Here is a 23,600-nt window from a genome sequence, read left to right as displayed (position 1 = left end):
GGGGAGGTAAAGAACAATGATTACGCTGCCTCGCCCTGCACGGAGCGGCTGAGGCGGCGGACTTCCTCGTCGTTGAGCAGGCCGCCGGCGCGCAGCAGGCTGGCAAAGCGGCCGTTGCGCAGCGACAGTTCGGCGAAGCCACCCATTTCGACCACCCTGCCCTTGTCCATGAACACGACCAGATCGGCGTCGCGAACAGTGGTCAGGCGGTGGGCGATGATGAAGGTGGTGCGGTCGCGCCGCAATTCGTCGATCGCTTCCTTGACGCGGTCCTCGGTCTCGACGTCGAGCGCGCTGGTCGCCTCGTCGAGCACCAGGATCGGGGCGTCCTTCAGCACGGCGCGAGCGATGGCGATGCGCTGGCGCTCACCGCCCGACAGCTGGCCGCCACGTTCGCCGACCACCGTGTCGTAGCCATTGCTCTTGGCCAGGATGAAGTCCTGCGCGGCAGCCGCGACGGCCGCGGCATGGATCTCGTCATTGCTGGCTTCGGCACGGCCGACGCGAATGTTGTCCTCGATCGAGCGGTTGAGCAGTCCGGCATCCTGGAACACGGTGGCGATCGAATGGCGCAGCGACTTGCGGGTCACGGTGCGGGTATCGATGCCGTCGATCAGGATGCGGCCGCTGGACGGCGAGAAGACGCGCTGCAGCAAATTGATCAGCGTGGTCTTGCCGGCACCCGTCGGTCCGACAATGGCGACGGTCTGGCCGGCCTGAACCTCGAAGGATACGTCGCTGACGCCCTGTCCCGAATTGGCGAACTCGAAGCAGACATCCTCGAAGCGGACATGGCCGGTGACATTGGTGAGATCGCGCAGGCCATCCGGTTCGGCGGCATCGGCGGCCGAGTCCTCGAGCTTGTAGAACTCCTCGAGTTTGGCGCGAGCCTCCGAAATCTGGTTGGCGAAAGCCGACATCTGGTCGAGCCGCGAGATCAGCAGCGTGGCGAAGCCGGTGAAGGCGATGACATCACCGACGCGCAGCTGGCCATGGGTCACCAGATAGGCGCCGATCAGAAGCACCACCATCATCGAGATGGTCGACGAGAGGCGATTGAGCGCATTGGCGATGGCCCACCAGTCGAGCACCGGGTTCTGGGCGTCGAGCAGGTTCTTGACATAGCGGCGCAGAGTCTCGGCCTCATGGCCAAGGCGGTTGTAGCTCTGGAGAACGGCGACGTTGCTCACGGAGTCCGTCACATGGGCGAACACCTTGTGATAATGGCGCTCCACGGCGGCCTGGCCCCCCTTGGTGCGCTTCATCACCAGACGGCCGATGCCGACATAGAGCACGCCAAGCGCGAGCAGCACCATCGACATACGCACATCCATGCTGAGCGCCGTCGGCACGAGCAGGACGAGCGCGACAGCCGTGGACAGATGCTGGCGCATGAATTCGAGCCACAGGCTGAACAGCGTCTCAACGGCACGCAGCAACGTGTGCAGGGCGTTGGACGTGCCGCGCTGATGATGCCAGGCGAGCGGCATGGTGATGACGCGCTCGAAGGACTGGCACAGCACTTCGCTGCGCCGGGCGTGAGCAAAGCGGTCGGCGCCGCGCGCCACCAGAACGAAAGCGATGACGTTGAAGGCGCCCAAACCGGCCCACACGGCAAGCGTGGAGAAAACCGAGCCATGCGCGGAGATGGCATCGATCACCCGGCCAAACATGATCGGCTCCAGGATGGCGATGGCGGCAAGTGCGACGTTGGCACCGCAAATCAGCGCGACGCGCCTCTTGTCGGCGGCCAGATAGCCCAGCGCTCTCCAATAGATCTGCAGAAGTGACACTTCAGCTACTCCGCCAATTCTCTACTGTGCTCAATGCGGTATTGTGCACTGCACCATTGCTTGACACGTAACGGTTGACGCGTCGCAAAACAATGCCCGTCTATCGCTTCCGTTCCCATTTAGCGAACAAAAGATGACGACGATGCGAAATCTGACGTGATCACCTAACGGTTTGAGATAAAAGGTGAAATGTCAGCCTTGCGGCAAAATCATGGCAGCAGCCGAGCAGTGCCACATTTTTAATCACGGCAGGCTTGCATGAATTGTCCGACGACGCCTGGCGGACGCTGGCGGACGCCGTCAGCGACCGCACGCAAGTAAACATTCGCGGCATCGCGCGTCCCGAAGGACGCGCGATCTATCGACCTAAGACGTTGAATTTACGCCGGTATCTTGACCACGACCTCAGTCTGGATGCCGGCTTTCGGTTCGAAGGAGGCGGACTTTGTTTTCGAACCATCGACTTCGAGCGAGATCGTCTTGGTTTTTTTGTCGCGAACGACGTGAACCTTGATCTCGGCGCCCAGCATCTTGAGGGAAGCCTGGTAGCCATCCCAATGGCTGGGCAGTTTCGGCCGGAACGTGATCTGCTTGCCGCGCCGTTCGATGCCGAGGATGCCTTCGACCGCTGCCCGGTAGAGCCAGCCCGCCGAGCCGGTGTACCAAGTCCAGCCGCCGCGCCCGCCCTTGTCGTCTCCGGCATAGATATCGGCGGCCACCACATAGGGTTCGACGCGGTATTGCTCGGCCGAGGCCTCGTCGGAGGCGTGGTTGACCGGATTCAGCATCGAGAAGCAGCGATAGGCTTCGTCGGTTTGCCCCATCTCGGCCAGCGCGATGACGAACCACGTCGCCGCATGCGTGTACTGGCCGCCATTCTCGCGCACGCCGGGCGGATAGCTCTTGATGTAGCCGGGGTCCTTCTGCGTCTTCGAGAAGGGTGGCGTGAACAGTTTGACGATCTTGAGCTTGTCGTCGACGAGCAGGCTGGTCGCCTGCTGCATCGCCGTCGTCGACCGCGCCGGGTCGCCCTCGCCTGAAAGCACGCTCCAGGACTGGGCGATGGAATCGATCCTGCACTCTTCGGAGGTGCGCGACCCCAAGGGCGTGCCGTCGTCAAAACTGCCGCGCCGGTACCACTCGCCGTCCCATGCCGTGCTCTCGAGCGCCCGCTTCAGCGCCTCGGCATGCTTTGCCCAGGCCTGGGCGCGCTTGTTGTCGCCCTCGCTCTTGGCGACGGCGGCGAAGTCGCCCAGCGTCTTCAGCAGGAACCAGCCCAGCCACACGCTCTCGCCCTTGCCGTGCTCGCCGACACGGTTCATGCCGTCGTTCCAGTCACCGCCAAGGATCAGCGGCAGGCCGGCAGGACTGCTGCGCTTGATGGCCAGGTCGAGCGCGCGCGCGCAATGGTCGTAAAGCGACACCGTCTTCTTCGAGATTTCGGGAGTGAAGAAGGCGTCATGCTCGCCCTCCCCCAGCGCCTGCCCGTCGATGAAGGGCAGTTGCTCCTTGAGGATGGCGGCGTCGCCGGTCACGGTGAGATAGCGCGCCGTGGCGTGGGCCAGCCAGACCACGTCGTCGGAAATCAATGTGCGCACGCCGGCCCCGGTGCGCGGCAGCCACCAATGCTGCACGTCGCCTTCAGGGAACTGCCGCCGCGCGGCGTTGAGGATCTGATCGCGCGCCAGTGTCGGATCATGCGCCAGCAGCGCCAGCGTGTCCTGCAACTGGTCGCGAAAGCCGAAGGCGCCGCTTGCCTGGTAGAAGGCCGAGCGGGCGCGGATGCGGCAGGCAAGGCTCTGATAGGGCAGCCAGTGATTGACCATGGCATCGAGCGCCTTGTCCGGCGTCTCGACCTGAATGGTGTCGAGGAAACCGCGCCACTCGCGCTCATTGTCGGCCAGACGCTGATCGAAATCCTTGCCCCGATGCGTCTGCACCAGCGCGCTTGCCTGCGCCGGGGTGTCGGCATCGCCGAGCAGCCAGAGCAGCGTGACGTCGCCGCCGGCCGGGATCTCGACGTCGCGGGCGATCGCCGCGCAGGGATCGTCGCCGGCCTCGACACGGCCCGACAGGGCCGCGCCGGTCAGCACAGCCTGCGGCAGTTCGCTGGACCCGTGCCGGCCGAGGAACTCCGACCGATCCGATGTCACCGAATGGACAGCGGCGTCGGCGGCCAGGAAGGCGACGCGCTCGCTGAAATCGAGCCCATAGGGGTTTTGCGCCAGCAATGCGCCGGTCGCCCCGTCGCGGGATGGGACGATGGTGGCGGCCGTCCGCGACCGGTGTCCGCCAAGCACCCATTCGGCATAGGCATAGACGCGCAGCCGCGCCGGCACCGGGCCAGAATTCTGGATGCGCAGCCGCGTGATCTTCACCGGATCGACGGGGTCGACCACATGGGTCAGGTCCATCGATAGCGGCCCGCGCTTCGAGCGGAAGGTGGAGAAGCCCTGGCCATGCCAGGCCTCGTAGGTCATCGAGGGATCGCGCACCACCGCGGCGATCGGCGAGAACGCCCTGCCGCTGGCCTGATCGTAGATATAGATGCCCTCGCCCGGCCGGTTCGAGACCGGATCGTTGGACCACGGCGTCAACTGGTAGTCGCGGCTGTTGCGGCTCCAGGTGAAGGCTGCCCCCTCGGCCGACGTATGGAAGCCGAACGAGGCGTTGGAGACGACATTGATCCAGGGCTGCGGCGTGGTGCGTCGGCCGGCCAGGCGCACGACATAGTGACGTCCGTCGCCGTCGAAACCGCCAAAGCCATTCCATTGGCTGAGGCCAGAGCCATCGGCACTGACATCCGCCACGTTCTGCGGGGCAAAGGCATGCGCCGCGGGGATTTCGCGCGGAGCCGGCAATCCGATGGACGGCAGGCCGTCGCGCGCCTGCAAGGCAGCCGCCTCGGCCCGTTCGATCTGATCGAAGATGGTGCCGTTGCGCGTATGCAGCACCACCCGGGCGACGGCGAGCAACGTCTTGTAGGTGGTCTCTTCCATCAGGTCGCGGCGCACCGCGAAAATGTGCTGGCGGGGACCGAGTTCCTTGCCGCGCAGACGGCTGTTTTCGCACAGCGTCTCGACCGCGCGCTGCAGATCCTGGACATAGGACGAGGCCTGCTCGTTGACGACGACGAAGTCGATCATCATGCCGCGGGTGCGCATATATTCCTGGAAGCGCAGCGCCTGGGCGACGATTTCCAGATCGGCGACGTCGCCGATCCTGACCAGGAAGATCGGAAAATCGCCCGAAATGCTGGTCGGCCACAGGCTCGACTGCTTGCCGAGGCCCGAAGCGATGGATTCGGCCGGCAAGCGCAGGAACGCGTCGGGATAGATCAGGTAGCGCGCCAGTTTCTGCACATTGGCGGCGTCGGTCAGGCTGAGGCCCATATGGCGCGTCTGCACCTGGCTGCGCGTCCAGGCCAGCATGGCCTGACGGGCAAAGCTCTCCTGATGGTCGAGACGGTTTATCGCCTCTTCCAGTTCGGTGCGGTTGGCCCCGACCACGGTCCAGAAGGTCAGGGATATCTTCTTGTTTGCGGGCACCCGCACCTGACGGCGCAGCGAGGCGATGGGATCGAGCGTAAAGCCGGAATGACCGCCAAGTCTGGCGCCCGGATCGAAAGCGGCGGCATCGACGATCGAGCGGCCACGGCCGATAAAGGCGCGCCTGTCGGTCTCGGCCTCGGCATCGCGCGCCGGACCCGACGGATCGGTGACGAAATGCACCAGGTTGATATCGGGCTCGCTGGTTTCGCGCTTGCGGCGCGTGGCGAAGATCGCTCCGTTGTTGGCGGCGATTTCAGTCTCCACGAACATCTTGGAGAAGGCCGGATGCGCGTAATCGGAGGCCTCCAAACCCAGCACCAGTTCGGCAAAGGACGTCACCTCGATGAAACGATCGGACGTGCTTTCATTGTAGAGCGTGATGCGACGGCCCTCGCCATTGCCTTCGGAAACGACGATGCATTCGACCTCGGAGCGCAACGTGCCGACCAATTTGACGAAGCTCGCCTTGTCGTCGGAGAACAGGGTCTGCACCTTCTCCTCGGCCGCGCGCTTTGGCTCCGCCGTTGCCGACCACCAGTCTCCAGTGCTGACGTCACGCAGGAAGATGTAGGAACCCAGACGATCCTCGACCGGGTCCGGCTGCCAGCGCGTAACGGAAAGGTCGCCCCAGCGGCTGTAGCCGGAGCCGGTTGCCGTCACCATCACCGAATAACGGCCGTTCGACATCACATTGGTCGAACGCAGCGCCCGCAGGGGATCCAGCACGATGCGCGTGTCGGGGCTCTCGGTTTCGGTCTCGTCCTTGGCGCGCTCGTCCGCTTCGGTCCTGACGGTCGCGGTCGGGATGTCGCGCGGCGCCCTTTCCTGCAGCAGGAGTTCAGCCGATTCGATGACCGGATCGCTGTGGAAACGGTCGCGCAGACGACCCTCGAAGATCGCGTCGGCGACCGCCGCGATCGACATGCCCGAATGGTGCGCATAGTAATTCAGCACGACCGCGTGGTTGGTACCTTCAGGCACGCGCTGCGGCGTGAAGTCGACGGCATCGTAAAAGCCATGCGGGCCAAGCGCACCGATGCCGCGCAGACGCGCGAGATTTTGCACGGCTTCGCGCGGATTGAACTGCGCCGCCATTATGGTGGCGTAGGGCGCGATCACGGTGTTCTGGCCAAGACCGCGCTTCAGCCCAAGCCCGGGCACGCCGAAATTGGTGTACTGGTAGGTCAGTTCGCGGTCGCGGGCGTTGTAGGCCGCTTCCGAGATGCCCCAGGGCACGTTTTTCTGGCGACCATACTGGATCTGGCGCTTGATGATCAGCTTGCTGGTCTGGTTGAGGATCGAGCCCTGCGCCTCCTTCATCACCAGCGGCGGCATCAGATATTCGAACATCGAGCCCGACCAGGACATCAGCGCGCCCTGGAAGCCGATCTCGACGATCGGACGGCCGAGCCGGAACCAATGTTCGGTCGGCAGGTCGCCCTTGGCGATGGCGAACAGGCTGGTCAACCGCGCCTCGGAGGCGAGAAGGTCGTAGCAGCTTTCGTCGAGCTGGTGTTCCTCGACCCGGTAGCCGATCGACAGCAACTTGCGTTCCGGCCGCATCAGGAAGGCGAATTCCATCTCGAAGGCGAAACGACGGGTGCGCTCTCGCAAGGTTAGCAGTTTGGCACGCAGCGCTTCGACAGCGTTGTCGTCGCTGTGGGCATCATGGACATGTGCCTCGCATGTGGCTTCCAGCCTCGCCGCCCAGTCGACGATGACGTCGCTCTGGGCCGAGGCCGCCTCGGTGTGGATGGCGGTGGCCAGCTTGCGGATCTCGCCCGCCAGCACGGCGAGGTTGATGGTGCGGATCGAGGCCATTTCCGGCTGCGCCTTGATCGTGTCGACGGCGCGCCGCATTCCGTCCAGGCGGTCGACGAGACGCTGGCGCAGAGGCCTGAGCTGACGGCGGTCGTCGGGCAACTCATCGAGGCTTTCGCTCAGGATGGTGACCGTGTCGAGAATGCCTTCGAAATCGCCCTGGAGGTGAACGGAAGGCGCTTCCGCCCATTCGGCACAGGCAGCCGCCACAGCCACCAGATGGCCGGCGAGATTGCCGCTGTCGACAGCCGAAATGTAGAGCGGGTAGAGCGGCTTCAGCGTCGTGGTGTCGTACCAGTTGAAGAGATGGCCGCGGTGGCGCGGCATGCTCTCTATGGTCGTCATGGTGGCGTCAATGCGGGTGATGGCATCCGACAGGCTGATCCAGCCGAAATCGCGCGCCGAGACCACCGACAGGAGATAGACGCCGACATTGGTCGGCGACGTGCGCGGCGCCACGACCGGTGCCGGGCTTTCCTGGAAATTGTCCGGCGGCAGATTGTGATGCTCCGCCGTGACGAAGCTTTCGAAATAGTGCCAGGTGCGCCGCGCAATAGTGCGCAGCGTGTGGATATCGGCCTGCGATATGCGCAGCCGGTCCTCGGTTTCGGCCGAGCGGCTGATCCAGCTGGCGATCGCCGGCGAGCCTATCCAGAACAGGGCGAAGAAGAAGGCGACGAAGGCGCCGGTGGAATCGGCCAGCACCGGAATGGCCAGGCCGACGAAGCCGATGATCACGGCGCCGTACATCATGCCGTAATAGGAGCCGACATCGTTGTCGCCGGCCTTGTGGGCCTGGGAAGCGGTGCGCCATTCCAGGAGATTCTGGCGGCTGACGAACAGCCGGTAGAGCGTGCGCACGATGGCGTCGCCCATCATCCAGGCGTTGTGCGCCATCAGCACGATCTTCAGGGCCACCATGGCGGTGCCGAAGGCGACATCGCGCGCCAGCGCCGAGAAATGGCCGCGCGGTGTCTGGTCGCCGCTCTTGGGCAGGATGGCGTTGACGACATCGAAGGTCGGCGCCATGAACAGGCTGAGGATCAGCAGTGCCTGCCATTGCGCGGCCTGTGTGAAGGGCAGCAGGGTCCAGCCGGCGATCGCCGCCATCACCCAGAAGGTCGGCGTCAGCGAGCGGCGCAGATTGTCGACCATCTTCCAGCGCGACAGGGCCGGAACACCGGAACGCGGATCGAGGATGAAGCCCAGCAGCTGCCAGTCGCCACGTGCCCAGCGATGGTGGCGCGAGGCGTCGACCGAGTAGCGAGTCGGATAGTCCTCGACCAGTTCGACGTCGGTGACCAGTGCCGCGCGCGCCAGCGCGCCTTCGAGTAGATCGTGGCTGAGGACGGTGTTTTCCTCGATGCGGCCTTGCAGCGCGGCTTCGAAGGCATCGACATGATAGAGGCCCTTGCCGGTGAAGGACCCATCGCTAAAGACATCCTGATAAAGGTCGGAGACGGCGAAGACATAGGGGTCCAGGCCGCGATTGGCCGAGAACACACGCTGGAAGAACGAGGCCTCGTCGCCTGATGTCAGCGAAGCGGTGATGCGCGGCTGCAGGATCGTGTAGCCGGCGGTGACGACGCGCCTGGCGGCGTCGAAATGCGGGCGGTTGAGCGGATGGCAGAGCTTGCCGACGAGGCTCGCCACCGCATCGCGCGTGGTGCGCGTGTCGGCGTCGAGCGTCATCACATGGACGACTTTTTCCGGCAGCGGCACGTCGAGCGGCAGGAAAGTCGTGTCGCTGTCGCCACGCAGCAAAAGGTCAAGCTCATGCAGCTTGCCACGCTTGCGCTCCCAACCCATCCAGGCCCCTTGAGCGGCGTTGAAGAGCCGGCGGCGATGCAGGATGTAGAAGCGCGGCGCGCCTTCCGTGGGATAGCGGGCGTTGAGACGGGCGATCTCGGCACGGGCATATTCGAGGATCTCGGTGTCGGCCGCATCGATCTCGATCTTGGAGTCGGGCCAGTCCGACAGCAGCGCGAAATGGATCTCGTCCACCAGATTGGCAAGGTAATGGACTTCGAGGTTGCGGATGTTTTCCTCGACATCGTCGCGCGAGCCGATGAGCGATGGCACAACCACCAGCGTGCGCGCCTCGGGCGGCACACCGTGCCTGTAGTCGTAGCCGATCAGGCGTGTCGGCTTGAGGAAGAGCGAGACAACCGTGTTGAAGAAGGCCAGCGCGCCCTCGCTCGCCGGCACGGCAAACAGCGCCAGCATCAGGACGATCGAGGCCACCGAAAGGCCGAGATTGGCCAACGCGTTGCCGGTGACGACAAGAAGCAAGGCCGTCAGTGCGAAAACAGGCAGGACGATGCCCAACCATCCGGTCTTGGCGAAGGTCCGCTTGACCGTCTGGCTGATGGTGAGCCGATAGCCGATCGCTTTTTCCAGCTCCAGACGGCGCGGACCGACGAGGAAGAAGCCGACATCGGTATGCGCGGACGGAGCCGGAGCTGAATCGTCGCCATCGCCGGCCGATACGTGTTCGCTGGCGGCGTGTTCGCTAGCGGCCTGGCCGGCCAGTTCGATCGCCTTTTCGGCGACGCGGTATTCCGACAGGTTCGAGCGGCGGGCCAGTTCCTCGATCGCGGTGCGGTATTGGTCGCGCGAGAAGAAGTCGAGCGCGGCAAAATCGGTGCGCTCGCGCAGCACGGTGTCGATGCGGCTGACGCCTTCGAACCACACCGTCCAGTCGACGTCGTTGATGAGGCGCAGGCCGCGGATGATGTTGCCGGTCGTCACATTGCCGCTGGACAGCGTGTGATGCTCGGAGATGATGATCTCCTCGGCATCGGAACCAGTCTTTTCGAGCTCGCCTTCCAGCCATTCCAGGGCCTTGCCGGCATTCTGCGAGCCATCGCGCAAGCGGTAGAGAAGCTGCGTGGCAAAGGTTGTGTCCTGCGCGTGAGTGCTGAAATTGGCCAGGATCGCCTGGCGGTCGGCACTCTCGTCGGTCGCCAGCACCTTGTCGGCCACATCGTTGGCGATCTGGCGCATCTGGCGGGTGCGATTGACCCTGACGGCCAGCCGGCGGAGATTTTCGATCAGCACGAAGCGCAAAAGCGACGGCAGCGCCCAGAGTTCACCGATCTTCAGCGGCTCGACCGACTGAAAACCCTGGACGATGGACTTGAACATGGTCGCCGAGACGGAACTGTCCGAATGCGCCACATAGGTCCAGGCCAGCGCCAGCGCGCGCGGCACGGTGCCGCCGTCAGGCAGTTTCAGCGTCGGCAGCTGACGATAGAAGCGGCGCGGCAGGTCGCGCTTGACCTGGAAAATGGTCTCCTCGACCAGATAGTTGTTATCGAGCAGCCATTGCGCGGCCGGAGTGATCGTTTCACCCTTTGCCTGCGCCGCATTGGTCGAACGGTAGACTTCGAGGATCTTCTTGGCGCTGTCACGGATGCGGGCCTGGAAATCGAATGGAATCAGGCCGAACAGGTCGGCGAGATCGCCCTTTGCCAGGCTTTCGCCGAGCAGCCTCAGGCGCTCCTCCGGCAGGAATGTCGACCTTATCGGCTCTTCCGTGATGGCCGGGAAGCTCGCGCTTGTCTTCTCGATCTGGGCAGGATTCGTCTGAATATTCATTGAAAATTCCGTAAGCGGGCACTCAGCGGCGTCACCGCCACGGCAATGGCCCTAAAACCGGTTCAAATGCAATTGGTTGCATCAACCCCTATGCCGAAAGTTTGTTTCCGCACCACGACAGAGCGTCATCTTTCGACCAAACTCAAAGACGGGCGCCCCTCGCTCTCGTCAGGATCGATCGACGGAGAGGATTCGGGCTTTTTCGTGATCCCGGCGGGAGCTTACGCTATATTTCGCCGGCATTGCGATCATGTTTGGAAACAGGCGGTAACCGTTGGCGCGAAAGCGTCAGGCCGCGGTGGTTATCCGGACCACGAACAGCGTCGTATCCTGCGCCGGCTCAACCTTCAGGATGGGAGTCTCCGGCCCGATCAGCAGCGTGTCGAGCGGCCCGAGGCGAATTGACCCAGCCTCGGGGAAAGCAGCTTCGCCCTTGTGGCAAAGGATGAGGATCGAACCGGCCCGGGTCGCGATGTCCACAGGCCGTGAAATCGCCAAGCGCTCGACCGAATGCAGCGTGCGGCCGCGGCGCGTCATGACGTTGAGGTCGGTGATCGGGCCGGCGATCAGCGCGGCACTGGTCGGCAGGTCTGCTGGAAAGGCAAAAGGCGCGGAAGCCGGCGTCAGCCGCACGGCGGGCCGGCCGGCGACATCGAGCACGACGCCATCGCCTTCCAGCACCGACAGCGTGCGGTCTATGCCGGCAAAGCTGGAGAACGGCCCGCTGCCCTCGACGCGGGCCATCGACACGCGCCAGTCGAATTCGTCAAGGCCGGCGCCGTCGGGCGAGACAGCGATTTCGGTCGTCGTGCCGCCGCCGTTCTTCCACGGCATGACGCGGTAGTCGGCGGCACGAAGAATGCGCATGATTTCAGCCTATCAGCCGAGAATGCCGGGCAAATTGAGCTGGTGCTCCTTGGCGCACTCGATGGCGATGTCGTAGCCGGCATCGGCGTGGCGCATGACGCCGGTCGCCGGATCGTTCCACAGCACGCGCTCCAGGCGCCTGGCGGCGTCCTGCGTACCGTCGGCGACGATGACCATGCCGGCATGCTGGGAAAAACCCATGCCGACGCCGCCACCATGATGCAGCGACACCCAGGTGGCGCCCGACGCGGTGTTGAGCAGCGCATTGAGCAGCGGCCAGTCGGACACGGCGTCCGAGCCGTCCTTCATCGCCTCCGTCTCGCGGTTCGGTGAGGCGACCGAGCCGGAATCGAGGTGATCGCGGCCGATGACGACCGGCGCCTTGAGTTCGCCCTTGGCCACCATCTCGTTGAAGGCGAGGCCCAGCCGATGGCGGTCGCCGAGACCGACCCAGCAGATGCGCGCCGGCAGGCCCTGGAACGAGATGCGCTTGCGCGCCATGTCGAGCCAATTGTGCAGATGGGTGTTGCCCGGCGTGAGTTCGCGTACCTTGGCGTCGGTCTTGTAGATATCCTCGGGATCGCCGGAGAGCGCGGCCCAGCGGAACGGACCAATGCCGCGGCAGAACAGCGGGCGAATATAGGCCGGCACGAAGCCTGGGAAGGCAAAGGCGTTCTCAAACCCTTCTTCCTTGGCGACCTGCCGGATGTTGTTGCCGTAATCCAGCGTCGGCACGCCCGCGTTCCAGAACGCCACCATCGCCTCGACGTGTTCGCGCATGGACGCGCGAGCCGCCTTCTCGACCGCCTTCGGGTCGCTGACGCGCTTCTCGCGCCATTCGGCCATCGTCCAGCCCTTCGGCAGATAACCGTTGATGGGGTCGTGGGCCGAGGTCTGGTCGGTAACCATATCGGGGCGTATGCCGCGCCTGAACATTTCCGGCACGATCTCTGCCGCATTGCCGAGCAGGCCGACGGACTTCGCCTCGCCGGCCTTGGTCCAGCGCTCGATCATCTCCATTGCCTCGTCGAGCGTCTCGGCGCTCTCGTCGACATAGCGGGTGCGCAGGCGGAAATCGATGGAGTCCGGGTTGCACTCGATGGCCAGGCAGCAGGCGCCGGCCATGACGGCGGCCAGCGGCTGGGCGCCGCCCATGCCGCCGAGGCCGCCGGTCAGGATCCATTTGCCCTTGAGATTGCCGCCATAGTGCTGACGGCCGGCCTCGACGAAGGTCTCGTAGGTGCCCTGCACGATGCCCTGCGTGCCGATGTAGATCCACGAGCCGGCCGTCATCTGGCCGTACATCATCAGGCCCTTTTTATCGAGGTCGTTGAATTTATCCCAGGTCGCCCAGTGCGGCACCAGGTTGGAGTTGGCGATCAGCACGCGCGGCGCATCCGCGTGGGTGCGGAACACGCCGACCGGCTTGCCCGACTGCACCAGCAGCGTCTCGTCCTCGCCAAGCGTCTTCAGCGAGGCGACGATGCGGTCGAAATCGTTCCAGGTGCGTGCCGCGCGGCCGATGCCGCCATAGACGACCAGTTCGTTGGGGTTCTCGGCGACATCGGGGTCGAGATTGTTCATCAGCATGCGCAGCGGCGCTTCGGTCGTCCAATAGCGGGCGTTGAGCTTGTCGCCGCGCGGCGCTCGCACTTCGCGGATGTTGTGGCGAGGGTTGTTCATCATTGTCCCTTTCAGCAAGACGGGCGACGCGTCAGCGCCTTGCCCAGTCGATCGCGGTTTCGAGGATGGTCTTCAGCGTCGCGCGGATCGGCGCTGCATAGGTGGGGTCATAAGGGACCGGCCAGTTCTCCGGCGACCCCTTCTGCGACGGCTCGCGCATATAGCCACGGTTGGAGAGCTCCATCTGCAGCGCATGAACACCGTTCTGCGGCTGGCCGAAGCCGCGGGTGATCGAGCCGCCCTTGAAGCGGCCGTTGACCACCCAGGTCTCGCCGGTCGCGGCGAGGATGGCGGCGACCTTGTCCTGAAGACCGGGATCGGTGCTCTTGCCGTCATTGGTGCCGAGATTGAAGACCGGCAGCGTGCCTTCGAACAGGCGCGGCAGCACCGAGCGGATCGAATGGCAGTCGTAGAGCACGATCTTTTCATGCATGCCGCGCAGGCGTTCGATCTCGGCCTGCAAGGCGGCATGATAGGGCTTGAAATAGCTCTCGCGACGCTGATCGATCTCGGATGGGGTCGGTTCCTCGCCCATGCGATAAAGCGGATCGCCGTCAAATGTGTCGGTCGGGCAAAGCGTGGTCGTGGTCTGCCCGGGATAAAGCGAAACGCCTGACGGGTCGCGATTGACGTCGATCACGGTGCGCGAAATGGCGGTGTGCACGACGGTTGCGCCGAGGTCGTTGGCGAAGCCATAGAGCTTGTCGATCCACCAGTCGCAATCGCGGCGGCCGAGCCAGGGCGACACCAGCCGGGGTTCGAGGCCAGCGAGGTCGATGCCAGTGTGCGGGATCGACACCAGCAGCGGTGCTGTGCCTCGGCTGACGGTGAGCCAGGGTGTGGCGGCCATCACGCCGTTCCCGCAATCGACGGCAGCGCCACCGCGCCGGCAGCCCTGACGGTCGCGCCGCTGCGCACCATGGCGATTGCCTTTTCCATATCGGGGTGGAAGTGGCGGTCATTGTCGAGATGCGGCACTCCGGCCCGGACCAGCTTGCGCACCGCTTCCAGCGCAGCGCTCGACGCCAGCGGCTGGTGGAAATCGCAGCCTTGCGCGGCGGCCAGCAATTCGATGCCGATCACCGCGGTGGCGTTCTCGACCATGCCGATCAGCCGGCGCGCGCCGTGCGCGGCCATCGAGACGTGGTCTTCCTGGTTGGCCGAGGTCGGGATCGAATCGACGCTGGCCGGATAGGCCTTCTGCTTGTTTTCCGAAACGAGTGCGGCCGCCGTCACCTGCGGGATCATGAAGCCGGAGTTGAGGCCGGGCTTGGGCGTCAGGAAGGCCGGCATGCCGGACAGCGCCGGATCGACCAGCATGGCGATGCGGCGTTCCGACAGCGAGCCGATCTCGCAGACGGCCAACGCGATCATGTCAGCGGCGAAAGCCACCGGCTCAGCGTGGAAATTGCCGCCGGAGAGCGCCGTGTCATCCTCGGCGAAGATCAGCGGATTGTCGGTCACGCCATTGGCTTCGGTGCCGAGCGTATCGGCAGCCTTGCGCAACACGTCGAGGGCGGCGCCCATGACCTGCGGCTGGCAGCGCAGGCAATAGGGATCCTGCACGCGCTCGTCACCGACACGGTGCGATTCGCGGATGACACTGCCGGCCATCAGATTGCGCAGCGCCTCCGCCGTCTCGATCTGACCTCGATGCTTGCGCAGTAGATGAATGCGCGGATCGAAAGGCGCATCGGAACCCTTGGCGGCATCGGTCGACAGCGCGCCGGCAACCAGCGCCGACTGGTAGAGCACTTCGGCTTCGAACAAAGCGGCGAGCGCGTAGGCGGTCGAAAACTGCGTGCCGTTGAGCAGCGCCAGGCCTTCCTTGGCGCCCAGCGTCACGGGCTCGAGGCCGTGCGAGACGAAGGCGACCTTGGCCGGGAACCGGCCATGCGGGGTAAAGCATTCGCCGACGCCGATCATCACCGCCGTCATGTGCGACAGCGGTGCGAGATCGCCGGACGCGCCGACGGAGCCTTGCGCCGGCACCACCGGGATGACGTCGTTGGCGAGCATCGCTTCCAGCAAATTGATGGTTTCGTGGCGCACGCCGGAGGCGCCCTGCGCCAGGCTGGCAAGTTTCAGCGCCATCATCAGCCGGGCAATTGCAACCGGCATCGGCTCGCCGACGCCGGCGGCGTGCGACAGCACGATGTTGCGCTGCAAGGTCTCGAGGTCGCCGGCGGGAATGCGCACGCTGGCCAATTTGCCGAAGCCGGTGTTGATGCCGTAGACCGGCTCCCCTTTGGCGACGATCCTGGCGACAGCCTCGGCGCTCGCCTTGATTTTTGGACGACAGGCCTCATCCAGCTTCGGCACGGCGCCACGGTAGATGGCGCGCCAGTCGGCCAGCGTCGCATTGCCGGGCTTCAGGGTCAGTTCGGTCATTGTCCTCTCCAGATGCGGGCATGCAGCGGGTTGAAGCCCATGCGGTAAACGAGTTCGGCGGGGCGCTCGATGTCCCAGATCGCCAGGTCGGCGGATTTGCCGGATTCCAGCGTGCCGGCCTTGTCGAGAAGGCCAAGCGCCCGCGCGGCCTCGCGGGTGACGCCGGCAAGGCATTCATCGACGGTCAAGCCAAAGAGCGTTGCCGCCATATTCATGGTGAGCAACAGCGAGGTGAGCGGCGAAGTACCGGGATTGCTGTCCGTCGCCACCGCCATCTTCACACCATGGCGGCGGAACAGCTCGACAGGCGGCTTCTTGGTCTCGCGGATGAAGTAATAGGCGCCAGGCAGGATCGTCGCCACCGTGCCGGCCTTCGCCATCGCGGCAGCGCCTGCCTCGTCGGTGTATTCGAGATGATCCGCCGACAACGCACCATAGCTGGCGGCAAGCGCGGCGCCGTGCAGATTCGAAAGCTGGTCGGCATGGAGTTTCACCGGCAGCCCAAGCGCTTTCGCCTTGTCGAAGACGCGCGCCATCTGCTCCGGCGAAAAGGCGATGCCCTCGCAAAAACCATCGACGGCATCGGCAAGTTTCTCAGCGGCGACGTCCGGCAGGATCGTGCCGGCGACGAGATCGATGAAGGCGTCCTTGTCACCATGGGCTTCGGGCGGCAGCGCGTGCGCGGCAAGGCACGTCGTGCGGACGGTGACGGGGCGCTCATTGGCTAGCCGGCGGGCGGCACGCAATGACTTCTTCTCATTGTCGAGATCGAGGCCGTAGCCCGATTTGACCTCGACCGTCGTGACACCTTCGGCCATCAGCGCATCGAGGCGCGGCAGCGTCTGGGCAACGAGCTCATCCTCGCTTGCCTCGCGCAGCGACTTGACCGAAGACACAATGCCGCCGCCGGCGCGGGCGACTTCCTCATAGGTGGCACCTGCCAGCCGCATCTCGAATTCGTTGGCACGGTTGCCGGCATAGACAAGATGCGTGTGGCAATCGATCAGGCCCGGCGTGATCCAGCGGCCCTCGCAATCGACGGTCTCGGCGCCCTGCCCCGCCGAAGCCGGCATGTCCGCTTCGGCGCCCGCATAAACAATGAGACCATCGCGCGCGGCGATCGCGCCTTTCTCGACAATGCCGAGAACAGCCACACCGTCGGCCATGGTCGCCAGGCGCGCATTGCGCCAGACACGAAGGCCGCTCTTCCCGTTTGCTCCACCCATCATCTTTTCCATTTGAAAGGATGGCAATTATGTATATACATATTGGAACGCGACGCAAGTGGTCTCGTCGCCCGGGCATGCAGATTTGGAGACAGACGTGACGGTGATCTTTGCGGAACAGGCGCTGCTGCCGAAGGGCTGGCAAGGCAATGTCAGGATCACGCTCGATGGCGGCCGCATCGCCTCTGTCGAAGCGACCGCCATTCCGCAGGCCGGCGACGAGCGCTGCGCCATTCTCGTGCCCGGCATGCCGAATCTGCACAGCCACGCCTTCCAGCGCGGCATGGCCGGCCTGGCTGAGCTTCGCGGCCCCTCCGCCGACAGTTTCTGGAGCTGGCGCGAGGTTATGTACCGCTTCGCGCTGTCGATGACGCCCGATCAGGTCGAGGCGGTCGCCGCGCAGCTCTATGTCGAGATGCTGGAGGCCGGTTTTTCCCGCGTCGGCGAATTTCACTATCTGCACCACGACCGCGACGGAAACCCTTACGCCAATCTTGCCGAGATGGCCGAGCGCATCGCCGCCGCCGCCGGCGAAACGGGCATCGGCCTGACGCTGCTGCCGGTGTTTTACGCGCACTCCTCTTTCGGCGGAGCGGCTCCGAACGAAGGCCAAAGGCGATTCATCAACGATGTGAATCGGTTCTCCCGGCTTGTTGAGAAGTCCAGCGAATCGGTTCGCGCGTTGAATCAGGCTGTCGTTGGCGTCGCCCCGCATAGTCTGCGCGCCGCCACACCGGAGGAATTGACCCAAGTTGCTGCTTTGGCGCCGAATGGGCCGATCCACATCCACGTCGCCGAACAGGTGAAGGAGGTCGAGGACTGCCTCGCCTGGTCCGGCGCGCGCCCGGTCGAATTCCTGCTGGCCAAAGCCGAGGTCGACCAGCGCTGGTGCCTGATCCACGCCACGCATATGACCGATGCGGAGACGATCGCCTTGGCCAGGAGCGGCGCCATCGCCGGCCTTTGCCCGATCACCGAGGCCAATCTCGGCGACGGCACGTTTGCCGCACCGCTTTTCAGGGAGCACGGCGGCCGCTTCGGTATCGGCTCCGATTCCAACGTGCTGATCGGCCTGCCGGATGAGCTGAGGCAGCTCGAATATTCGCAGCGCCTCGCCCACCGCGCCCGCAATGTGCTGGCCGTGGCCGGTGGTTCGACCGGGCGGGCGCTGTTCGATGCCGCGCTCGATGGCGGCAGCGTTGCGCTCGGTGCCGGCGCCTCGCAGATCGCCATTGGCGGTCCGGCCGATTTCGTCTCACTCGACGCCGGCCATCCTTCGCTGGCCGGCAAGACCGGCGACGCCATCCTCGATGCCTGGATCTTCGCCAATGGCAGCACGATCGATTGCGTCTGGGTGCACGGCAAGAAGCAGGTCAGCGGCGGCAGGCATGCCAAGCGCTCGGCAATCGCCGAGCGATTCCGCAAAGTCATGACCGACCTGTCGCAGAATTGAAGCAGGACGTTTGATGAGCTTGATCGAGACAGACGATGTTGACGGCGCAGAGAGCATCTCGCTGCATCAGCGCATCCTGTCCGACATCAGGGAAAAGATCCTGTCGGGCGCCTGGGCGCCCGGACATCGCATCCCGTTCGAGCACGAACTGACGACCGAGTACAATTGCTCGCGCATGACCGTGAACAAGGCGCTGTCGCAGCTGGCCAAGGCCGGGCTGATCGAACGCCGCCGCCGCTCGGGCAGCTTCGTCCGCCGGCCGCAGTCGCAGGCAGCGGTGCTTGAATTGCACGACATCAGGATCGAGGTCGAAGCGCTTGGCCTGTCCTATCGCTACGAGCGGCTGGAACAGCTGAAGCGCCGCAGCAACGCGGAGGACAGAGCGCTGCTCGGGCTATCCGCCGCAGGGTCGGTGCTATGGGTCGAAGGCCTGCATTTTGCCGGCGAACGGCCATTCGCGCTCGAGCAGCGCCTGATCAATCTTTCCGCGGTGCCGGAAGCCGGGGACGAAGAGTTTCTGGAGATCGCCGCCGGCCCCTGGCTGATCGGCCGCGTACCATGGAGCGAGGCCGAGCACCGCATCCGTTCCATGGCCGCCGATGAGGCTATCGCCGACGCGCTCGACATCGATCCGCGCGCGCCTTGCCTGGTGGTCGAGCGCCGCACCTGGAGTGCTGAACGCCCGGTTACGCATGTGCGGTTTATCTATCCGGCGGAAAGTCACACGCTGGTGGCAAGATTCACACCATCGCAGGGGTAAGCACCTCTTACCCTCCCCTTGTGGCGAGGGTCGCTGCGAAGCAGCGGGGTGGGGGCGGCGCCAGCCCCCCACCCGGACCTGCGGTCCGACCTCCCCATAAGGGGGAGGTAGAAGGCCGGCCGTGCCTTAAATCGCCGCCGTAACGATAATCTCGACCAGATATTCCGGACCGGCGAGCTTGGCTTCGCCGGTGGCGCGGGCGGGGGTGTGGCCCTGCGGCACCCACTTGTCCCATTCAGAATTCATTTCTGCGAAGGTACCCATGTCGGCCAGCCAGATGATCGCCTGGACGATCTTGGTCTTGTCGGTTCCGGCCTTGGCCAGCAATTCGTCGATGGTCATCAGGATGTCGCGGGTCTGCGAGGCGACGTTGCCTCCGGGCTCGCCGACCTGGCCGGCCAGATAGACGGTGTTGCCGTGGATGACAATCTGGCTCATGCGCGGGCCAACATCGATGCGACGAATGCTCATGGGAGGTTCCTTCCTGTTATGGGTTGCGACTGTTTAGAGTCGCGGTTCGCTCGGGGCAAGGCCGCCGGCGCCAAATCCCCTTGGACCAGTGCGCAAAGGACTCACGGCAAGTTGAGCCGCCGGTCGCAATTCCGCCCGATTGGCTTGTTGACTAATGTAATAACATCACATATCCAGTCGGCGCTTGCCCGCGGCCGGACTTCGCTGCTCCACGGAACGACATGACCCAGACCTGCCTGACATTCCGTGACCTGACGCTGGGCTATAACAGCCACCCGGCTATCCACCATCTCGACGGCACGATCCGCAAGGGCTCGCTGACCGCCGTGGTCGGCGCCAACGGCTCCGGCAAGTCGACGCTGATGAAGGGCATTGTCGGCGTATTGAAGCCGATGGCCGGCGAGGTTGTTCGCGCGCCAGGCGTGCGCGCCGCCTACCTGCCGCAGCAATCGGAACTGGACCGTTCGTTCCCGGCGCGCGTCGTCGACCTGGTCTCGCTCGGTCTCTGGCCAAAGCGCGGCATGCTCGGCCGCTACACATCAGAGGATCGCGCGGCGGTCAGCCAGGCGCTGATGGCCGTCGGTCTCGGCGGCTTCGAAAAGCGGCCGATCGACACGCTGTCAGGCGGCCAGCTGCAGCGCACGCTGTTCGCGCGGGTCTTGCTGCAGGACGCCGACCTCATCCTGCTCGACGAGCCGTTCAATGCCGTCGATGCCAAGACGGTCGGCGACCTGATTGCCCTGATCAAGCGCTGGCATGGCGAGGAACGCACCATCATGGTCGTCGTCCATGATCTCGATCTGGTGCGGCAGAATTTTCCCGAGACCTTGCTGCTTGCCCGCCAGCCGATCGCCTGGGGCGAAACGCGCGAGACGCTGAAGCCGGAAAACCTGCTGCGCGCCCGTCGCTTCCATGAGGCCTGGGAGGAGAACGCGCCCTGGTGCGAACCCGACGAGCATGGTCATGACCATGGCCATGGCCATGGCCATGATCATCATGGCGACGATCACGACCATCGCCATGGCGCCGGGCCGAGGGCTGCCTGATGGACGCGCTCTACGGTCTGTTCATCGCACCGTTCGCCGATTTCGGTTTCATGCAGCGGGCGCTGTTCGGCTCGCTGATGCTGTCGCTCGGCGCCTGCCCGATCGGCGTCTTCCTGATGCTGCGGCGCATGAGCCTGTCGGGCGACGCCATGGCACACGCCATCCTGCCGGGTGCGGCGGCCGGCTTCCTGTTCTACGGGCTGGAAATCCTGCCGATGACCATTGGCGGCCTGATCGCCGGCATCATCGTCGCGCTCGGCGCCGGTGCCGTCTCGCGCTTCACCATCCAGCGCGAGGACGCCTCGATGGCGGCCTTCTATCTGATTTCTCTGGCCATCGGCGTGCTGATGGTGTCGATTCGCGGCTCCAGCGTCGATCTCATGCATGTGCTGTTCGGCACGGTGCTGGCGCTCAACAACGAGGCGCTGACGCTGATCGGCGGCATCGTCGCGGTGACGCTGGTCAGCCTCGCCATCTTCTGGCGGGCGCTGGTCGCCGAATGCCTCGATCCGCTGTTCCTGCGGTCGGTCAGCCGGATGGGCAGCCCGGTGCACTTCATCTTCCTTGGTCTGGTCGTGCTCAACCTCGTCGGCGGCTTTCAGGCGCTCGGCACGCTTCTGTCGGTCGGGCTGATGATGCTGCCGGCAGCCGCCGCCCGCTTCTGGACGGTGCGCGTCGAGCCGATGTGCGTGCTGGCCGTGCTGATCGGCTTTGCCTCCTGCGTCGCCGGACTGCTTCTGTCCTATCACGCCTCGCTGCCGTCCGGCCCGGCCATCATCCTGTCGGCCGGCGTCGTCTACTTCGCCTCGATCCTGTTTGGAACGCGCGGCATTCTGCGCGCCCGCATCATCCATCACCGTCACAGAACGGCCTGATCCCCCGCCCCTTCGAAAGGAGTCCCCTGCCTATGCTGAGATCCATCCCTGCCGCCCTGGCGATGAGCGTTATAACATTTACTGCCTTTGGCACATCGTCGGCTTTCGCGGCGCCGCTGAAAGTGGTCGCCAGCTTCACCATCATTGCCGATTTTGCCAGGAATGTCGGCGGCGATCGTGTCGACATCACCACCATCGTCGGCCCGGATGGCGACGCCCATGTCTATGAGCCGAGCCCGGCCGACGCGGTCGCCATGGCCAAGGCCGATATCGTTCTGGTCAACGGCCTGCATTTCGAGGGCTTTCTGCAGCGGCTGGTCGATGCCAGCGCCACCAAGGCCTCGATCATCACCTTGACCAAGGGCGTGACGCCAATCGACTTCAAGCCTGAATTCGCCGACGCCGATGCGGCCGAAGGTGCCGGCACCGAGGGCGGCAAGACGGTGACCGACCCGCACGCCTTCCAGTCGATCGCCAATGCCAAGATCTATGTGAAGAACATCGCCGAGGCCTTCTGCGCGGCCGACAGCGAGGGCTGCGTCAGCTACCAGACCAATGCCGCCGCCTACACCAAGAAGCTCGACGCGCTGGACGGCGAAGTGAAGGCGGCGATCCAGTCGATCCCGGAGGCCAAGCGCGTCGTCATCACCTCGCATGACGCCTTCGGCTATTTCGAACACGAATACGGCCTGACCTTCCTCGCCCCGCAAGGCATTTCGACCGATTCCGAACCGTCGGCCGCCGATGTCGCCAAGCTGGTCGAGCAGGTCAAGCAGCACAAGGCGGCGGCGATCTTCGTCGAAAACATCACCAACCCGCGCCTGATCGAACAGATCGCCAGCGAAACCGGGATCAAGGTGGGGGGCACGCTTTATTCGGATGCGCTGTCACAGCCTGATGGCCCTGGTTCGACCTATATCGACATGATGCACAACAACATCCGTCAGATCAAAGGTGCCATCCTCGGCAGCTGAGGAGCGCCGTTCTCCGAAAGGCAAAGGCGGTCTCTGCCTTTTTCGGCCCAGGACTTCCGGCTCGACCTGTGGCGCGGTCTGCCCGATCCGTTCCAGGACTGGACGGCTTGAGTTGGAATCTTCGCCGGAAACGTCTATCTCTGCAGAACGATTTCCGCTGGCGGATTGCCGGCTACGTCGGGGAGTGGCAAGACTCCCCGCAAATCAGATTGCGAGGATGCTGCGATGGAATACCGTGAAATCAGCGACGACTATTCGGTCTCTGGCCAGATCCAGCCCGAAGATGTCGCTGCCATCAAGGAAGCCGGTTTCAAGGCCGTCATCTGCAACCGGCCGGATGACGAGCAGCCCGGCCAGCCTTCGGCCAAAAGCATCGGATCGGCGGTCGAAGCCGCCGGTCTCGCTTTCCGCTACATCCCGGTGATCAGCGGCCAGATCACGAAAGAGAATGTCGATGACCAGGCCGAGGCGCTCGACGAACTCGACGGCCCGGTCTTCGCCTATTGCCGCTCCGGCGCGCGTTGCACGAATCTGTACGGGCTGATCCAGCAGTCGAAGGGCTAAATCGGCAGCGCGCCGGTCTCCTTCAGCGTCTCCAGCACGATCGCCGTCTTCACATGCTGCACGGATTCGTGCGGCAAGAGCACGCCGTTGACGAACTCCGACAGCGATTTCAGGTCGGGCGTCACCACCTTCAGGATGTAGTCCATCTCGCCGGTCAGCGCGTGCGCCTCCTGCACTTCCGGCAGCCGTGCCACCAGTTCGCCGAAGCGTCGCGCATTATCGCGGTTGTGGGTGGCCAGGGTCACCGAGATGACGTTTACCAGCGAGAAGCCGAGCTTGTCGCGGTCGAGCACTGCCCGATAACCCTTGATGAAGCCGTCCTCTTCGAGCCGCTGGCGGCGGCGCGAGCATTGCGAGGCCGACAGATTTACCCGCTCCGAGAGATCGTTGTTGGTCAACCGCGCATCGCCCTGCAGTAGCGCCATTATCTTGCGGTCAAATTGGTCAATGCGCGTCTCATCCATGGTTTTGTCTCTCAACATGCATGCTTCACGCATGAGATCATCATTTCAAGCGTTTGAATGC

Annotated in this window: 15 protein-coding genes; 6 read left to right on the top strand and 9 right to left on the bottom strand. The window is 64.4% G+C overall.

Annotated features, from left to right (window positions below; genetic code table 11):
• Positions 1-20 precede the first annotated feature (20 nt).
• The 7 genes from CK227_RS20415 to hutI form a co-directional block, all read right to left on the bottom strand.
• Positions 21-1,793 (bottom strand): glucan ABC transporter ATP-binding protein/ permease, encoded by a 1,773-nt coding sequence (locus CK227_RS20415; protein WP_095770491.1) that lies wholly within the window; start codon positions 1,791-1,793, stop codon positions 21-23.
• Between the two features lie 380 nt (positions 1,794-2,173).
• Positions 2,174-10,765, bottom strand: a complete 8,592-nt coding sequence (locus CK227_RS20410; RefSeq protein WP_095770492.1) for a glucoamylase family protein — start codon at positions 10,763-10,765, stop codon at positions 2,174-2,176.
• A 288-nt stretch (positions 10,766-11,053) separates the two neighbouring features.
• A complete protein-coding gene (locus tag CK227_RS20405) occupies positions 11,054-11,632 on the bottom strand; it encodes a HutD family protein (RefSeq protein ID WP_095770493.1) in 579 nt (192 codons plus the stop codon).
• A gap of 12 nt (positions 11,633-11,644) precedes the next feature.
• Complete coding sequence (gene hutU / locus CK227_RS20400) at positions 11,645-13,318, bottom strand: urocanate hydratase (protein WP_179296314.1); 1,674 nt, start codon at positions 13,316-13,318, stop codon at positions 11,645-11,647.
• A 28-nt stretch (positions 13,319-13,346) separates the two neighbouring features.
• Entirely contained in the window at positions 13,347-14,165 is an 819-nt protein-coding gene (hutG, locus tag CK227_RS20395; protein WP_095770494.1) for an N-formylglutamate deformylase, read from the bottom strand.
• On the bottom strand, positions 14,165-15,706 hold the full coding sequence (hutH, locus tag CK227_RS20390) for a histidine ammonia-lyase (RefSeq protein ID WP_095770495.1): 1,542 nt from the start codon (positions 15,704-15,706) through the stop codon (positions 14,165-14,167). Before hutH ends, hutG begins: the two co-directional genes overlap by 1 nt.
• Positions 15,703-16,932 carry an imidazolonepropionase gene (gene hutI / locus CK227_RS20385; protein WP_179296315.1) on the bottom strand — a complete coding sequence of 410 codons (1,230 nt, stop codon included), beginning with the start codon at positions 16,930-16,932 and terminating at the stop codon, positions 15,703-15,705. The genes hutH and hutI overlap by 4 nt, the downstream gene beginning before the upstream one ends.
• A 97-nt stretch (positions 16,933-17,029) precedes the next feature.
• On the opposite strand from hutI, the gene CK227_RS20380 reads away from it, so the two are divergent.
• Both CK227_RS20380 and hutC read left to right on the top strand, forming a co-directional pair.
• Positions 17,030-18,385 carry a formimidoylglutamate deiminase gene (locus CK227_RS20380; RefSeq protein WP_095770496.1) on the top strand — a complete coding sequence of 452 codons (1,356 nt, stop codon included), beginning with the start codon at positions 17,030-17,032 and terminating at the stop codon, positions 18,383-18,385.
• Positions 18,386-18,398: 13 nt separating this feature from the next.
• On the top strand, positions 18,399-19,145 hold the full coding sequence (gene hutC / locus CK227_RS20375; RefSeq protein ID WP_095770497.1) for a histidine utilization repressor: 747 nt from the start codon (positions 18,399-18,401) through the stop codon (positions 19,143-19,145).
• A 126-nt stretch (positions 19,146-19,271) separates the two neighbouring features.
• On the opposite strand, the gene CK227_RS20370 is transcribed toward hutC, so the two are convergent.
• Complete coding sequence (locus CK227_RS20370) at positions 19,272-19,616, bottom strand: RidA family protein (protein ID WP_095770498.1); 345 nt, start codon at positions 19,614-19,616, stop codon at positions 19,272-19,274.
• A 221-nt stretch (positions 19,617-19,837) separates the two neighbouring features.
• Between CK227_RS20370 and aztA the strand changes: the two genes are divergently transcribed.
• The 4 genes from aztA to CK227_RS20350 all read left to right on the top strand — a co-directional run bounded on the left by aztA (position 19,838) and on the right by CK227_RS20350 (position 23,075).
• Positions 19,838-20,662, top strand: a complete 825-nt coding sequence (aztA, locus tag CK227_RS20365) for a zinc ABC transporter ATP-binding protein AztA (protein WP_095770499.1) — start codon at positions 19,838-19,840, stop codon at positions 20,660-20,662.
• Positions 20,662-21,537, top strand: coding sequence for a zinc ABC transporter permease AztB (gene aztB, locus CK227_RS20360; RefSeq protein ID WP_095770500.1), 876 nt, complete (start codon positions 20,662-20,664; stop codon positions 21,535-21,537). The genes aztA and aztB overlap by 1 nt, the downstream gene beginning before the upstream one ends.
• Before the next feature lie 32 nt (positions 21,538-21,569).
• A complete protein-coding gene (gene aztC / locus CK227_RS20355; RefSeq protein ID WP_095770501.1) occupies positions 21,570-22,511 on the top strand; it encodes a zinc ABC transporter substrate-binding protein AztC in 942 nt (313 codons plus the stop codon).
• Between the two features lie 225 nt (positions 22,512-22,736).
• On the top strand, positions 22,737-23,075 hold the full coding sequence (locus CK227_RS20350; protein ID WP_095770502.1) for a TIGR01244 family sulfur transferase: 339 nt from the start codon (positions 22,737-22,739) through the stop codon (positions 23,073-23,075).
• On the opposite strand, the gene CK227_RS20345 is transcribed toward CK227_RS20350, so the two are convergent.
• A complete protein-coding gene (locus CK227_RS20345) occupies positions 23,072-23,539 on the bottom strand; it encodes an Lrp/AsnC family transcriptional regulator (protein ID WP_023762149.1) in 468 nt (155 codons plus the stop codon). The two genes, CK227_RS20350 and CK227_RS20345, sit on opposite strands and share 4 nt — an antisense overlap.
• Between the last annotated feature and the right edge of the window lie 61 nt (positions 23,540-23,600).

The organism is Mesorhizobium sp. WSM4308 (genome assembly GCF_002294905.1).
Lineage (GTDB): Bacteria > Pseudomonadota > Alphaproteobacteria > Rhizobiales > Rhizobiaceae > Mesorhizobium.
Note: the sequence above shows the minus strand (reverse complement) of the source record. Positions and strands in the feature narration are given on the sequence as shown.